A 14,377-nucleotide genomic window follows, 5' to 3' on the forward strand; every position below is an offset into this window, starting at 1 on the left:
CCGTTATCCCGCTACGGGATCGGGAGTGTCGCTGCTGGAGACCCGCTGGCCCAGTGGGTACAGCGCCGAAGGCTTTCCGAAACCACTCTCGCTCAGGCTGTTCGACGGACAGAACAGTAGATCCGGGAGGTAGCGGTCCACGTATGAAACGAATCGATCTGGCCACCGACGACGAAGCGCCGTCCGCTGGGGACGCAGTGTCGATCCGGGCGAGCGCGACGTCTCTGGCAGACTTTACTGTCGCCGAACTGCGCAACGGATTCCGGCGTTGTGTCTTCACCCCAAGCGAGGTGCTGGAGGCCGTGTTTAAGCGCATCCAAGGCGACGACGCGGACAACGCCTACCACGCTGTGACCGCTGATCGGGCACGCAAGGAGGCCGCCGCCTCGGACGCGCGGTGGAGGGGCGGGGCCCCTGCGGGCCCGCTCGACGGGGTTGCGGTGTCGATCAAGGAGAACCTGCACAGGAAGGGGATCTCAGTTCCCGGCGGCCGCGCCATGACCAGCCCGCCGGTGGCCGAGGTGAATTGCCCAATCGTGGATCGGCTGGAGGAGTCCGGTGCGCTCATCGTCGGCTCAACGGTGATGCCCGACATGGGGATGATCTCCTCCGGGGTCAGTTCACGCCACGGCATCACCCCCAATGCCTGGAACCGGTCGTGGACCGCGGGGGGTTCCTCGGCTGGAGCAGGGGTGGCCGCGGCGGCGGGTCACGGTCCGGTGCATCTGGGCAGTGACATCGGCGGCTCGGTCAGGCTTCCTGCCACGTGGAGTGGGCTCGCGTCCCTGAAACCCTCTCATGGCCTGGTGCCGCTGGATGCCCCGTACCAGGGACGCGCAGCGGGACCGCTGGCCCGGTGGGTCGATGACCTGTACGCGGCCATGGCGGTGATCGCCCGCTTCGACTCCAGAGACACCTGCGCACAGCCTTACCCGCCCATCGACTGGACACCTCGCATACTGGACCCGGCCGGGCTGGTCATCGGGCTCCAGCTCGACGGCGGCCCGGGGCTGCCTGTCGATCCGGAGGTGCGTGCAGCGGTCTCAGCGGCAGCGACGGTGTTCGCCGACGCAGGTGCCCACATCGTGGAAGCCCCGGCGATCGCGACCGAGGAGTTGATCACCCGGATCGACCGGTTCTGGCGGGCCCGGGCCTGGGGACAGTACCGGCGACTCAGCAACGCCGAGCAGCGCGAGGAAGTCCTGCCCTACATCGCCCGCTGGGCCAGTGGTGCCGCCACGGTGGATGCGGCCACCGCTGTGGGCGACTACGAGGCGTTCCTCGATCTGGGCGCCCGGGCCAGGGCGCTCACCCAGGAGTGTGACTTGGTCCTCTCTCCGGTCACACCGGTGCTGGCTTTCCCTGCGGAGTGGCCGATGCCCACCAACGACCCGGACGCACCCATGAGCCATATCTCCTTCACCGTGCCGTTCAACATGTCGGGCCAGCCTTCGGGGACCGTCAACGCCGGCCGCAGCACCGACGGCCGCTGGATCGGACTGCAAGTCACCGGCCAGATCGGACAGGACGCTCAGGTGCTGGGGGCCATGCGCTGGTGGGAGACGGTCCGCAGTTCTGAGGCCACTCCGTCCTGGGAACAGATCTCGCGCTGACTCATCCCGCGTAGCTAGGGCGATCGAACCCGGAAGCCGGAGACCGACCGGTCGTGCCTGGTTTCGGTCCGGCCGAAGGGTTCTCGAAACCGACGCGGAGGGAGTCAGTTCGATGCTCGGACCGGACCCGGCTATCGAAGGGAGCTCTTCCTCATGGATCGTGAACGTTTTGGATACCAACCCTCCGCGACGACGCTCTAGCGTCCTCGGGCGCTCGGGTAAGCAAGCGGTGGTGCGTGGTGGTGCCTCGGTCTGTGCTGGAGGAGTCGGAGTCGACCGACTTCCAGCCGATCGTGGCTCGGACCCGGACGATCCATGCGCCGATGGATCCGGTGGCCTATGACTGCGTGAAGTTGATTTTCATCCGGTCCGGTTCGGCGGTCCTGCTCAGCGAGTTCGGCGAACAGCCCGTCAGTCCTGGCGATGTGGTCCTGTTGGAGCCAAACACACTTTGTGGCTCGGAACCCGAGGGCTTTATTACGGTGACGACGGTGTACCTCGACCACGACTACCTGGTGGACCAGGTGTTCTGGCAGAACGCCGCGCTGCTCAACGACCGATTCGAGGCCAGTGAACTGATCGAGTCGATCTATGTCGAGCCAGCCCAGATCCTGCATGTCGGCGAGGACCGAGTCGGCATGTTGTGGCCCTGGCTCGATGAGCTGGTCGAGTTGAGTCTCGATGGACCTGAGCCGGAGCGGTTCTACCGGTTGCAGGCCCTATTGTTCGCAGTCCTGGATGTGCTCATCCCCTACGTGCGTACCAATCCAGTGCGGGTCTCGACGAGCCAGCGCCTGCACATCAGACCCACCTTGCCGCGTTCGCGGCAGTTCGCTCCCTTGCGACCCGAAGCGGCCCGAGTCCGTGAACTCCTGCGCGGCGACATCAGACACCCATGGGCGTTGCAGGACTTGGCCGAGCAGGTGCACTTGTCTCCGAAGCAACTCGCCCGGGTGTTCGTGGACGCCTACGGCAAAACCCCGAACGCCTACCTGACGATGCTAAGAGTCCAGGCCATGGCGAAGTTGCTGCGCGATGCCACGGTGAGCATCCTGGAGGCCGGGCAGGCGGTCGGTTGGGCCAGCCGCAGTCGAGCCAGCGAGGCGTTCCGACAATGCATCGGCGTAAGCCCCCAACGGTTCCGTGCGCGCCTTCGAGAAGCTGCCTGACGATGGCCGGGATCGGGACACATCTTTCGTCCAAAGGGACACCTTCACCGCCGTGACCCCCAGGCACCCCGCGCGCGGTGTTATGCCAGACGGACCACCGGGTCCGCGACGATGCCGAAGCACACCACCACCTTCTTGGCCACGTCGTTCCTGACACGCCCGGTGCACCTGATGGTCATCGAGCCCGACCGGCTCGGTGATCCGGGTTCGGGAGGAGCCGACGATGGCGACAAAAAGGGAGCAAGCCAAGGCCGCACGGGAGGCCAAGCTCGATGAGCTGCACGAGCGCCTGACCGGCGCTGTGGAACAACTCATCTCCGGCGAGGACTGGGCGCGGGCGCTCACGTTCGCAGCACGGTTCAGAACCAGATCGTTCTCCAACACCCTGCTGATCGCCGAGCAGCACCAGGCCGCCTTCGAGGCAGGTCTCGTGCCCGACCCGTTCCCATCGTATGTGGCCGGCTACAAGCAGTGGCAGGGCCTCGGTAGGCAGGTGCAGAAGGGCCAGCCGGGATATCAGATTCTCGCCCCGGTCACCGGCCGGTTCGCCACCGCCACCCCGGCGGATGCGGAGTCGTGGCGCCGCCTGGGCAAGGGCGAGAAGCCGCGAGCCGGTGAGGTCGTCCGCACGCGGATGGTCGGCGTCCGGCCCGCCTATGTGTGGGACGCGAGCCAGACCGCCGGTGATCCGATCCCCGAACCGCCGGCACCGAAGCTGCTGGAAGGAGAAGCACCGGCCGGGCTCTGGGAGGGCCTGGCGGCGCAGATAGAGGACCGCGGCTTTCAGGTGGTGCGGGTGCCGCACGAGGGGATGATCCACGGCGCCAACGGCATGACCGACTACACGGCGAACACCGTGGCGGTGCGGGAGAACATCGACCCGGCCGCGCAGGTCAAGACCCTGGCCCACGAACTCGGCCACGTCCTGCTGCATGGTCCCGATGCGGAGGAGGCCCGTCAGCATCGCGGCATCGGAGAGGTCGAGGCCGAATCGGTGGCGTTGATGGTCGGTGCCGCTCACGGGATGGACACCTCCGGGTACACGATCCCGTACGTCTCGACCTGGGCGGCACGGGTGGATGGCAAGGAGCCGGTGGAGGTGGTCAGGGCCACCGGGGAGCGGGTCCGCAAGACGGCCCTGGCCATTCTGGGTCAGCTCGACACCGCCCAGGTCGCCGACGGCAACCCACCGGGCCTGGACCGTGAGGAACCCCAGCACAGCAAGCCGCAGCGCAGTGAGCCGGCGCACGAACGCACCACGTCCAGGCGGCCGGTGGCGTCTGTGCCTGAGCCGGCGGCGCGTCCCGCCACCGTCTCGATGGCGCCGGTGGAGCTGGGGCTGTGATGGTCGCCCCGGATGTCCTGACCGGTGTCCTGGCCCAGGTCTCGGATGCGAGGCCTCTGTCGGTGGCGGCGCGACAGTTCGCCGATGCGGGGGTGCCGGTGTTCCCGTGCGTGCCGGGCGGCAAGCGCCCGTTGACTGAGCACGGTTTCCATGACGCCACTACCGACCTCGACCAGATCGCGGCGTGGTGGGGTCAGCATCCGGAGGCGAACATCGGTGTCCCGACCGGCGCGGCGTCTGGGGTCGTGGTGGTGGATGTCGATGTCCACGGTTCGGTCAACGGGTTCGATGCCTTCGGTCGTGCGCATGAGGCGGGGCTGGTGGATGGCTGGCGGCTCCTGGTGTCCACGCCCTCGGGTGGGATGCACGCCTACTATCCGGCCTCACCGGGTGCCGCGCAGCGGTCGTGGCAGGCGGCCCGTGCCGGGATCGACTTCCGTGGCGACGGCGGCTACATCGTCGTCCCGCCCTCCACCGTGAACAGTGACTCCGGCGGCGTGAGTTATCGGGTGCGCCGGATCAACACCAGCCGAGGCGAGTCGCTGGATTCGGGCCAGCTGCGGGACTTCCTCGACCCTCGCCCCACACCGGCACCGCGACAGACCGGCCAGGTGCGTGATGTGAGTGCTGAGCGATTGGCGGGCTGGGTCGCCGGACGAGCTGAGGGTGAGCGGAACCGTGGCCTGTTCTGGGCTGCCTGCCGCCTGGCCGAGAACGGCACCCCGCCAGCCGACACCTTCGCCGTCCTGGCTCCCGCCGCCGAGCATGCGGGGCTGACGCAGCGGGAGGTTTCGGCGACGATCCGCTCGGCGTACCGCACCACGGAACCAGGTCCGCACACATCCGTCGAAGGACCCGACGGAGCACTGCGGCGAGCACCGGATCACGCATCAGGACGGGTGCTGTCATGACGGCAGCGAGCACTCCGGTGGTGCGGCGGCGCGGAGGACGCCTGGCTGTCATCACCGCGGTGGCTGGGACGGTGCTGATCGCCCTGGGCGCGTTCTGGCTATCCTTTACGGCGCTGGCTGATTTGGCCCGCCGTTCGGGTATCGAGGAGGGGCAGGCGTGGGCGTGGCCGCTGATCGTGGACGGCATCATCGTCGTCGCCACCGTTTCCGTCGTGGCGCTGGCCGGCCAGAGATCGGCTTGGTATCCGTGGGCATTGCTGGCGGCTGGGGCGATCGTGTCGGTCACCGCCAATGCCCTGCACGCGGTGGTGGCCGCAGATGCCGATGTGCCGGGTGTGCTGGCGGCGAGTGTGGCGGCGGTGCCGCCGCTGGTGCTGCTGGCGATCACCCACCTGACCGTCATCCTCACCCGGCCCCTCCCGGCAACTGAACCCACCACCAGCGCGGTGCGTGAGGAAGCCACGCCTGCGGCGTATCCGGTAGGCGACGCCGTCGCACATCCGCCCCCGAGACCGAACCGGCCCCAGCCGACGTCCACGCCGGACGAGGCACCGCAGGAGCCACCGCAACGGAGTGACCCCGCCCTGATGGCTCGGGCGGGTAACGCGGGTGGGGGTCGGCGTGAGGTCGCCAGCGAGTTGCGTGAGCAGGGGTGGTCGAACAAGCGCATCGCCCGGCACCTGGGCGTGCATCCCTCCACGGTGGGCCGCTGGTTCACGCCCGCGCACCTTCCCGACGAGACAACGGCCGAGGAGGCGAAGAACTCATGACCACGAGGATCGAACGCGACCAGCAGCACCGCAAGCAACACCTGCATCGGAAGCCGCAGCCATCGTCCGAGCAAGGGAGCGACCGCACAACCGTCGAGTCCGCGGACCAGACGAGAACGCCGGAGGCGGTACGAGCGGCGAAGATCGCTCAGGACCAGAAGGCGATGAGGAAGCCGGGCCACCGGGCGACGGGTGTGGACTGGGTTCGGCCCACTGACCTCATGGCACGGCACAGCGCTGTGCTGGCAGGGCGGGGTATCGACTTCGAAGTCGAACTCGCCCGCCGCACCCGGCAGCTCTCAGGCCAGGTGACCCGGGCCGGTGGGCGCGGTGTCGGCAGGGTCGGGAAAACCCTCAATGAGCGGGCGCGGCGGCTGCCGGATGTCTCGGAGTTCGGCCGCGGCAGTCGGCACCAGTCGTGGGTGTCTCGTTCGGGGATCGGCCTGGGGTGACCTGAATGCGCACCCCCACCATCACTGCGCCGGCGGCGCCGGCGGTGTGGGGACGTGCGCGCACCTACCTGCCAGGAGGTGCCCGACCATGACCACAACCACCAACCTGCACGACCGACAGGCCCCCGATGACGAGGGCGGTGAGGACTTCACGACCAGCGACGGACTCCGCACCCTGCTGCACCGGCTCCACGACGCCGGACCGGGAGCATGGAGCGGTGATCCGACGGCCGCGGAGCTGATGTCCCACACCGCGGACAAGTACGAACCCCTCGCCAGGAAGCACGGCCTGGACCCGTGGGAGGCCGCCAGTGCGGCGTTCAAGGTGATGATCACCCGCGCGGCCCGCGAGGCGCGCGATCCGTGGGCGGTGATCACCCATGCGGTGCGGATCACCTGCATCTTCGAAGAACGCGCCCAAGGACTCTTGTGCTCGGTCCACCAAGCCCGCCGCCCGCACGTCTCAGCGTTCCACGACCCGGAGCGGTTCTCCAACCGCGAGAACCCGCTGACCGACTACCACCCGGCGTTCCATGTCACCGACTTGGACAGTCACGACGGCTCCGAAGCGGACCGTGACGGCGCGGGCTTCGATGGTGGTGGGCGCGGCTCGGACCGCGCGTGCATGTCGGCTGGATCAGCGGCCGAAGACGCCATCGCCTTGTTCGCGCTGCTGGGTTGGCCCCCGGCCACCGCCCGGGCCGGGATCGAGCACGCGTGCGGGGTACTGACCAAGGCCGGCACCCGCCAGGCCGCCTACGAGACGCTGCGCCGCGACAAGCACGCCCGCGCACTGCTAGACATCCCACGCCGCTCGTGGACGGCGCTGCTGCGGGCGTTGCTGGGCAACCCGCATCCGGCCTACGCCGCCACGAGCGCGGGCCGGGGTGTGCTGCTGCGGTTGCTGATCGGCGAAACCCTGTCGGTGCTGCTGCGTGATGACGACCTCATCCTGGCCATTTCCCTGGCCGCACCCGGCAACCGCAACACTCGCGGGGGTGAGGGGTCGTGAGCGCGCCGGCGGGCTACATCGAGTTGGAGCGCACGGTCGACTCCATCCACGTGGGGCGACGGCACCGCACCGAGCTGGGGGGTCTCGACGAACTCGCCGCCTCCATCGACCGCGACGGGCTGTTGCAGCCCATCACGATCACCCCCGACGGGGTGCTGGTGTGCGGGGCCAGAAGGCTGGCGGCGATCAAGCAACTGAAGTGGCGCAAGGTCAACGTCTGGGTCCGCTCGGGAATCTCTGACCGCCTCGGACATCTCCTGGCCGAGCAGGACGACAACGTCCTGCACAAGCCGCTGACCCAGACCGAGGCCGCCGGCTTGTATCGAGAGCTGAAGGCGCTGATGGCCGAGGACGCCGCCCGCCGTGAGCAGGCGACCCAGTTCAGTTCCGATAACCAGCCTGGTGCTGACGGGCGTGCAAAATTTGCACCCCCGTCGCTCGGACCGACTGGCAGGACACGCGAGCAGGCGGCAGCGATGATCCCTGGTGGTGCCTCGCATACGACGTTGGAGAAGATCGGCTACCTCCAGAAGATCGCCGAGGACCCCGCCCAACCCGCCGAACTACGCGCGCAGGTGAGCACGGAGCTGGAGCGAATCGACAGCGGTGCGGCCGTGCATCCGATCTTTGAAGCGATCCGCCACGTGGCCGAGACCGCCAGGGACGACCGGGAGGCTGACCTGCACCGGCTCGCTACTGACGCTCTGGCCCGCGCCAAGCAGATGAAGACTGCCAAGCGTGCTGCCCAACCCAGGCCGGTGACCGATGACGACGGTGAGCCTGCCCGGTATCCGGTGCGGGCGTTCGTGCTCACCTGGGGCGAACTGATCGACTGGTGGACCCATTACGACGTCGAACACCTCGCGGCGGAACTGACCGATGAGCAGATCGCCTCGTTCCTGACCACTGCCGAGGGCACCAGCCAGTTCGCCGAGGAACTACGCGCCGCCAGCGAAGAACTCACCGACGACAGCGAGCCAGAGCCGGCACGTCCCCAACTGCGCGCCCTCTGACCTCTCGTCCGCCTCGGTTGGTGGCGAGAGCGCACCTGGTAGGTATGAAGACTCCCGATCTTTCTGAGCCCCGTACTCGCCGCCGATTCATCTCTGCCGGTGCTGGCGCGTTGATCCTGCTGCTCCTGATCGGCATCGGCATCTATGGCCTGATCACCGGACCACCCGACCAGAGCCAGGACGACGACGGTCCCTCCGATCCAGTGGTGACCGCGCCGGGTGACCCGGTGCCGACCACGACACCGCGACTGCCCGTGGTGCGTGCCTCGACTGATCCGGAGACCTTCGCGCGCAACGTCGCCGAGACGTTGTTCGCGTGGGACACCGGCTCAGGGTTCATGCCCCTGGACTACACCTCGGTGATCCTCGATGTCGGCGACCCCACCGGCCAAGAGCAGGCAGGGCTGGCCTCCGATGTCGCCACCTACCTCCCGAACCAGCAGGCGTGGATCGAGCTGCGCCAGTACGCCACCGCACAGCATTTGACCATCGAGAACATCTATGTCCCTGAGGCGTGGGACACCGCGCTGGAACAAGCACAGCCGGGCCAGCTCCCCGAAGGTGCGGTGGCGTACACAATCGAGGGCACCCGCCACCGCGAAGGGCTCTGGGACGACGAACACGTCACCAGCGAGCATCCGGTGGCGTTCACCGTGTTCATCGCCTGCCCACCAGAGCAGACCTGTCACCTCCTGCGGTTGTCCCAGCTCGACAACCCCCTCACGTGAGGCCGGGGGTGTGACTGGTGAAGAAGGCATTGCTCGTTCTCCTAGCCGCAGCCGTGATGCTCGGCCCCTCGGTGGTCTTCCTCGGCGTCGGTGTGCTGCTGAATCCGGCCTCCCGCGCCGATGCCACCGTCTGCGCGCCCGGGGACGCCGAGCTGGAAGTCGAGGAGGTCCCGGACTCGCTGACCGCTGCTACGCGTAACGGCGAGACGATCACGTTGGTGCGGTTCCAGTTGGAGCACGCGGCCACCATCATCGAGATCGGCTCAGAGACCGAGGGGATCGATGAGCGGGGTGTGCTGATCGCGCTGATGGCCGCACTGACCGAATCGGGTCTGCGGCAGCTGGCCAACAGCACCGCCTACCCCGACTCGATCCTGTGGCCCAACGACGGTGACGGCTCCGACCACGACTCCCTCGGGTTGTTTCAGATGCGCCCAGAGATGGGCTGGGGCACCGTCTCTCAACTCATGCGCTCCGAGTACCAGGCCCGTGCTTTCTACGGCGGCCCCGAGGGCCCCAACTACCCCGACCCGCCAGGCCTGCTGGACATCGACGGTTGGCGGGACATGGACCCCGGCGAAGCCGCCCAAGCCGTCGAACGCTCCGCGCACCCGGAGAGGTATCAGAACTATCAACCGGTCGCCGAGACGATCCTGACCACCCTCACCGGCACGCCCTCCACTGGCGACAGTGGCGACAGCTCGATGCCGGAGACCAACCGGGTCGTCTTCCCGCTGCCCGAGGGCACCTGGGTCAAGACTTCTGACTGGGGCTGGCGCTCCGACCCGTTCACCGGCGAGCGGACGTTCCATGCCGGGACCGACTGGGCCGCGCCCGATGGCACCGCATTGTTCGCTCTGGCTGACGGCCGGGTGGTCTCGGCCTCCTACACCGAGGCCCGCGGCGGGGTCATCGTCCTGGAACACACCGTGAGCGGCCAGGTAGTCACGAGCACTTACGTACACATGTGGTCCCACGGTATTCACGTCACCGAAGGCGACACCGTCAGCGCTGGGCAGCACATCGGCGACGTCGGCTCCTCCGGCCGCTCCACCGGCCCACACCTGCACCTGGAGATCCGCCCTGGCGGACAGGACGCTGAGACCGTCGACGCCGAGCAATGGCTGCTGGATCAGGACGCCGAGGGCATCACCGGCGGCCACCAGACCACCCCACCAGAGCCCGGCTGCGAACCAGATACCAGCGAGGCCGGTGATCCAGAGCCGTTCACCGGCGATGACCCCGACGCGCTGGTCGATGACCCGACCACTGACGGGCAGATCACCGCGCGGACTGCTCACATCCTCGACCAAGTCCAAACCGCCTTCCCCGACTCGCACTGGGTCTGCTACTCACCCCGGCCCGGGCAAGCATCCGATCACCCCCTCGGCAGGGCCTGTGACGGCACGTTCGGTAACGCCATCGGCGAGCCAGCCACCGGTCAGGCGCTCGAACTCGGCTGGGCGGTGACGAACTGGCTCCAAGAACACGCCGAGGTCCTCGGGATCGACTACCTGATCTGGCAGGGGCAAATCTGGTCCGCTGGTCGCGCCGATGAAGGTTGGCGATCCTACGACGGCGGCGGCATGCACGACCCCGACGACCCCACCGGCGGACACTACGACCATGTCCATCTCTCAGCCGTCGAGGGGGCCTGATCCATCATGGGTGTGTTCCCCGACTTCGAAGGCCTGGAAGGCATCGGTGAACTGCGCGAGGTCATCGGCGCCCTGCTGACCTTCGTGCTGATCGTCGCGGTGTTGACGCTCATCGTCTGCGCCATCACCTGGCCCATCGCCTCCGCCAACGGCCACCACGGCGCGGCGACGAAAGCCCGCATCGGCGCCTGGACCGCCCTCGGCGCCGCAGTGCTCGCCGGTGGCGGGGTGGCCTGGATGAACTGGCTCCTCGACCTGGGCCAACAACTCTGACCCCGACCTGTGGCCCATCACTGACCAGTGGCATAGCTGGGGCGGGTGGTGCACCTGACCGACGAGAACACCCGCCTCGTCAGCAAAAGGAGCACACGACCGTGAACACCCTGACCCTCGCCCTGGAAACCGCCACCACCCTCGGCCCCGCGTTGCCGATGCAGATCGACATCAACCCCAACGACTCCGGCCTGCCCGGCATCAGCCAGTTGCGCACCATCGTCGGGGCGATCATGACCATCGGCCTGATCCTCTCCGTCCTCGCCTTGATCATTTCGGCGATCGTGTGGGGCTTCGGCGCCAACTCCTCCAACCCCCACCTGGCAGGCCGCGGCAAGATCGGCGTCCTCGTGTCCTGTGGAGCCGCGATCATCTGCGGCGCCAGCGTCACCTTGATCAACTTCTTCTGGAACGTCGGCCAACAGGTCTGACCCCACCCACCAACAACCTTCTCGATTCTTCGTGAGGAAGTGATTCCGGTGGGTGTCTGCGATGTTCCCATCATCTCCTCGGTCTGCGACGTGGCCGGCGAAGCCGCCGCCACCCTCGTCTCGGCCCCCTTCGACTGGCTCGCCAGCGCGATGGGCGCCGCTGCCGGCTGGCTGTTCGAAGCGGTCTGGTCGGTGTTCGACACCACCACCCTGGTCGACGTCACCCGCGAGGAATACATCGCGGTCTACAACATCCTGTTCGGCATCGCGATCTTCATCATGCTGATCTTCTTCTGCCTGCAACTGATCACCGGGCTGATCCGACGCGACCCCACCACCCTGTCCCGAGCCGCCCTCGGGCTCGCCAAGAGCGTCCTGGGCTCCTTCGTCGTCATCACCCTAACCGCGCTGTTGCTGGAGATCGTCGATCAGCTCTGCGTCGGGATCATCCACGCCGCGGGAGAGACCACTGAGTCCATGGGCGACAAGATCACCCTCCTCGTCGCGGGACTAGCCGCGATCAACATCGCAGCACCAGGCGTCGGGGCAATCATCACCATCTTCCTCGCCGGGCTGGCAATATCGGCCGCCGCCATCGTCTGGCTCAGCCTGTTGGTCCGCAAAGCGCTGTTGCTGGTGGCGATCGTGCTCGCACCCCTGGCGTTCTCGGGTGCGTCGTGGGATGCGACGAAGGGGTGGATCAGCAAGTGGGCGATGTTCGTCATCGCCCTGATCGTCTCCAAGCTCGTCCTGGTCGTGATGTTCCTGGTCGCCATCACCCAGGTCTCCGCACCCATCGATGGGGACCTGGCCTCGGTCGCGGACCCGATCGCCGGGATCGTGCTCATGGCGATGGCCGCCTTCGCCCCCTACATGACCTACAAGTTCCTCAACTTCGTGGGCTTCGACATGTACCACGCCATCGGCTCCGAACAAGACACCAAGAACGCCCTGAACCGCCCCGTGCCGACCCCGACCAAGCCGCAAGGCGGGGCTGAGCCGAAGAAGGTTCTCGATGAAGGCGGCGGCAAGTCCGGCAGCGGTGGAGGAGACGGTGGCGGTGGCGGTGGCGGGAAGAAGCCGCCGGAGCCGAAAAACCCGAAACCCCAAGCCTCCAGCGGCACCGCCGGCAGCGCTGGGACTGGTGGGGGCAAAGCCGCCGCTAGCAGTGGAGCAGGCGCCGGCGCCAGTGGCGGAGCCGGCGCGGGCGCGGGTGCAGGTGCAGGTGCGGCGGCTGCCGGTCCTGCTGCGGCCGCAGTGGTGGCGGCGAAGGTCGCCAAGGACTCAGCGACCGCCGGACCCAAGGCCGGCAAGGCCCTCGGCAATCAGGGCGAGACCGCCGCCGACTCCGCCGACCAAGCCGGCAGCACACCACCGCCCACGGCGCAAGCGCCCCCGCCATCAACGCCGGCACCCAAGACACCCTCGCCTGATCCATCTGCGTCGGAGGTGCGTCCTCCGAAGCAGCCTCCGCCGCCTGCACCCAAGCCGACCGGGAAGGAGTAACCCCTCGTGCCTACCAAGCAGAACGAGCACACGACGGGGTCGGCGGAGCTGGTGCCGGTGAAGTTCTCCCGCCTGACCCGCCGCGGCATCCTCCTCGGGCTCTCGATGTCGCAGCTCATCACCCTCGCCACCGGCATCCTCTCGGTGGTCGGTGCCCTGTACGCCGGCGGTGGCATCCTCCTGGCATACACCGCCCCCGTTTGGGTCGTCGCCGCTTGCCTGACATGGATACCCATCGCCGGCCGCCCGGCAGTCGAATGGCTGCCGGTGGCCTTCTGGTGGCTCTGGCGCTCCACCGGGGGACAACTCGCCTACCGCCGCCGGGTCGTCACCCCGCGCCCGGTCGGAACCCTCGCTCTGCCTGGGGATATGGCGCGGTTGCGCGAGTACACCGACCCCGAAACCAGTGCCGGGATGATCCACGACCCCCACGCCCAGACCCTCACCGTGGTCTGCGAGGTCTCCCATCCCGCGTTCGTCCTGTTGGACCCTGGTGAGCAGGAACGCCGGGTCACCTCCTGGGGTCGCGTCCTGGCCACCGTCTGCCGCTCCGGCCGGATCGCCACCCTCCAAGTCTTGGAGCGCACCCTGCCCGACTCGGGCACCGGGCTGGCCGAATGGTGGGCCTCTCATGGGACCGCTGATGACACCTGGGCAGCGACCACGTATGCGGAGCTGATCGACCGCGCCGGACCCGCCGGCGAACGCCACGCCACCACCCTGTCGCTGTCGCTGGACATGAAGACCAGTGCCCGGCAGATCAGGACCGCTGGCGGTGGTATCCGGGGTGCGGCCGCCGTGCTCCGCCAAGAGATGTCCACCCTCGTGGCAGCTCTGCGTTCTGCCGACCTGACACCTTCGGGCTGGTTGAGTCCGGGTGAGATCGCGGTGATTCTGCGCAGTGCGTATGACCCGGCGATCGCCGCCACGTTGGAGCGTCACGGCGAACTCGGCCAGTCCCTCGCCACCGCCGGCCCCGTGGCGGTCACCGAGTCCTGGACCCGGCTGCGCACCGATTCGGCCCACCACGCGGTGCTGTGGGTCTCCGAATGGCCCCGCTCGATGGTCTACCCCGGCTTCCTCTCACCCGTGCTGCTGTCCACCGGCATCCAACGGTCGTTCTCGCTGCTGTGCACGCCGATGCGCTCGGACCAGGCGGCCCGCGACATCCGCAAGAAGAAGGTCGAGCACATCTCCGATCAGGCGCAGCGGGCGAAGATCGGGCAGATCGAAGACGCCGCCCACACCGCCGAATACCAGGACGTCCTCCAGCAGGAAGCCGACCTCACCGCCGGACACGGGGTACTGCGCTACACCGGCCTCATCGCCGTCTCCGCACCGACAGTGGAGGAGCTGGAGGCCGGGGTCGCGGCGATCGAGCAGGCCGCCATCCAAGCCTCCTGCGAGACCCGACTCCTGGTGGGCCAGCAGGCGGCCGCGTTCACCGCCGCCGCACTGCCACTGTGCCGCCGCGTCTGACCGACAGCGGGGCGCCG

14 protein-coding genes are annotated in these 14,377 nt (G+C 68.0%); all 14 read left to right on the forward strand.

All coding sequences use genetic code 11. From position 1 onward, the window contains the following. Positions 1–143: 143 nt before the first annotated feature. The 14 genes from Q7C18_RS06760 (at position 144) to Q7C18_RS06825 (ending at position 14,360) form a co-directional block, all read left to right on the forward strand. Complete coding sequence (locus Q7C18_RS06760; RefSeq protein WP_311024728.1) at positions 144–1,613, forward strand: amidase; 1,470 nt, start codon at positions 144–146, stop codon at positions 1,611–1,613. 254 nt (positions 1,614–1,867) lie between these two features. Continuing rightward, positions 1,868–2,782 carry an AraC family transcriptional regulator gene (locus Q7C18_RS06765; protein WP_311024729.1) on the forward strand — a complete coding sequence of 305 codons (915 nt, stop codon included), beginning with the start codon at positions 1,868–1,870 and terminating at the stop codon, positions 2,780–2,782. A gap of 223 nt (positions 2,783–3,005) precedes the next feature. After that, complete coding sequence (locus tag Q7C18_RS06770) at positions 3,006–4,127, forward strand: ArdC-like ssDNA-binding domain-containing protein (protein ID WP_311024730.1); 1,122 nt, start codon at positions 3,006–3,008, stop codon at positions 4,125–4,127. Continuing rightward, positions 4,127–5,038 (forward strand): bifunctional DNA primase/polymerase, encoded by a 912-nt coding sequence (locus tag Q7C18_RS06775; RefSeq protein WP_311024927.1) that lies wholly within the window; start codon positions 4,127–4,129, stop codon positions 5,036–5,038. Before Q7C18_RS06770 ends, Q7C18_RS06775 begins: the two co-directional genes overlap by 1 nt. Continuing rightward, positions 5,035–5,808, forward strand: coding sequence for a DUF2637 domain-containing protein (locus tag Q7C18_RS06780; RefSeq protein ID WP_311024731.1), 774 nt, complete (start codon positions 5,035–5,037; stop codon positions 5,806–5,808). Before Q7C18_RS06775 ends, Q7C18_RS06780 begins: the two co-directional genes overlap by 4 nt. Further along, positions 5,805–6,260 (forward strand): hypothetical protein, encoded by a 456-nt coding sequence (locus Q7C18_RS06785; RefSeq protein ID WP_311024732.1) that lies wholly within the window; start codon positions 5,805–5,807, stop codon positions 6,258–6,260. The genes Q7C18_RS06780 and Q7C18_RS06785 overlap by 4 nt, the downstream gene beginning before the upstream one ends. An 88-nt stretch (positions 6,261–6,348) precedes the next feature. Then, a complete protein-coding gene (locus Q7C18_RS06790) occupies positions 6,349–7,272 on the forward strand; it encodes a hypothetical protein (protein ID WP_311024733.1) in 924 nt (307 codons plus the stop codon). Beyond that, entirely contained in the window at positions 7,269–8,285 is a 1,017-nt protein-coding gene (locus Q7C18_RS06795; RefSeq protein WP_311024734.1) for a ParB N-terminal domain-containing protein, read from the forward strand. The genes Q7C18_RS06790 and Q7C18_RS06795 overlap by 4 nt, the downstream gene beginning before the upstream one ends. 44 nt (positions 8,286–8,329) lie before the next feature. Beyond that, positions 8,330–9,013: a hypothetical protein gene (locus Q7C18_RS06800; protein ID WP_311024735.1), complete on the forward strand. Its 684-nt coding sequence runs from the start codon at positions 8,330–8,332 to the stop codon at positions 9,011–9,013. Between the two features lie 56 nt (positions 9,014–9,069). Beyond that, on the forward strand, positions 9,070–10,671 hold the full coding sequence (locus Q7C18_RS06805) for a M23 family metallopeptidase (RefSeq protein ID WP_311024928.1): 1,602 nt from the start codon (positions 9,070–9,072) through the stop codon (positions 10,669–10,671). 6 nt (positions 10,672–10,677) lie between these two features. After that, positions 10,678–10,944: a DUF6112 family protein gene (locus Q7C18_RS06810; protein ID WP_311024736.1), complete on the forward strand. Its 267-nt coding sequence runs from the start codon at positions 10,678–10,680 to the stop codon at positions 10,942–10,944. Between the two features lie 158 nt (positions 10,945–11,102). Further along, positions 11,103–11,375: a DUF6112 family protein gene (locus Q7C18_RS06815; RefSeq protein WP_311024930.1), complete on the forward strand. Its 273-nt coding sequence runs from the start codon at positions 11,103–11,105 to the stop codon at positions 11,373–11,375. A 48-nt stretch (positions 11,376–11,423) separates the two neighbouring features. Then, the gene (locus tag Q7C18_RS06820) at positions 11,424–12,881 is read left to right on the forward strand and encodes a conjugal transfer protein TrbL (protein ID WP_311024737.1); all 1,458 of its coding nucleotides are present in this window, start codon (positions 11,424–11,426) and stop codon (positions 12,879–12,881) included. Between the two features lie 6 nt (positions 12,882–12,887). Next, entirely contained in the window at positions 12,888–14,360 is a 1,473-nt protein-coding gene (locus Q7C18_RS06825; protein WP_311024738.1) for an SCO6880 family protein, read from the forward strand. Positions 14,361–14,377: the final 17 nt, after the last annotated feature.

The organism is Nesterenkonia sp. CL21 (assembly GCF_031705515.1).
GTDB classification, from domain to species: Bacteria; Actinomycetota; Actinomycetes; order Actinomycetales; family Micrococcaceae; genus Nesterenkonia; species Nesterenkonia aethiopica.

What these genes read in the sequence shown, in the direction of transcription:
- Q7C18_RS06760 (WP_311024728.1), top strand. Translation starts at nt 144, where the DNA reads ATGAAACGAATCGATCTGGCCACCGACGACGAAGCGCCGTCCGCTGGG.
- Q7C18_RS06770 (WP_311024730.1), top strand. Translation starts at nt 3,006, where the DNA reads ATGGCGACAAAAAGGGAGCAAGCCAAGGCCGCACGGGAGGCCAAGCTC.
- Q7C18_RS06810 (WP_311024736.1), top strand. Translation starts at nt 10,678, where the DNA reads ATGGGTGTGTTCCCCGACTTCGAAGGCCTGGAAGGCATCGGTGAACTG.
- Q7C18_RS06775 (WP_311024927.1), top strand. Translation starts at nt 4,127, where the DNA reads ATGGTCGCCCCGGATGTCCTGACCGGTGTCCTGGCCCAGGTCTCGGAT.
- Q7C18_RS06780 (WP_311024731.1), top strand. Translation starts at nt 5,035, where the DNA reads ATGACGGCAGCGAGCACTCCGGTGGTGCGGCGGCGCGGAGGACGCCTG.
- Q7C18_RS06815 (WP_311024930.1), top strand. Translation starts at nt 11,103, where the DNA reads ATGCAGATCGACATCAACCCCAACGACTCCGGCCTGCCCGGCATCAGC.
- Q7C18_RS06785 (WP_311024732.1), top strand. Translation starts at nt 5,805, where the DNA reads ATGACCACGAGGATCGAACGCGACCAGCAGCACCGCAAGCAACACCTG.
- Q7C18_RS06800 (WP_311024735.1), top strand. Translation starts at nt 8,330, where the DNA reads ATGAAGACTCCCGATCTTTCTGAGCCCCGTACTCGCCGCCGATTCATC.
- Q7C18_RS06790 (WP_311024733.1), top strand. Translation starts at nt 6,349, where the DNA reads ATGACCACAACCACCAACCTGCACGACCGACAGGCCCCCGATGACGAG.
- Q7C18_RS06805 (WP_311024928.1), top strand. Translation starts at nt 9,070, where the DNA reads ATGCTCGGCCCCTCGGTGGTCTTCCTCGGCGTCGGTGTGCTGCTGAAT.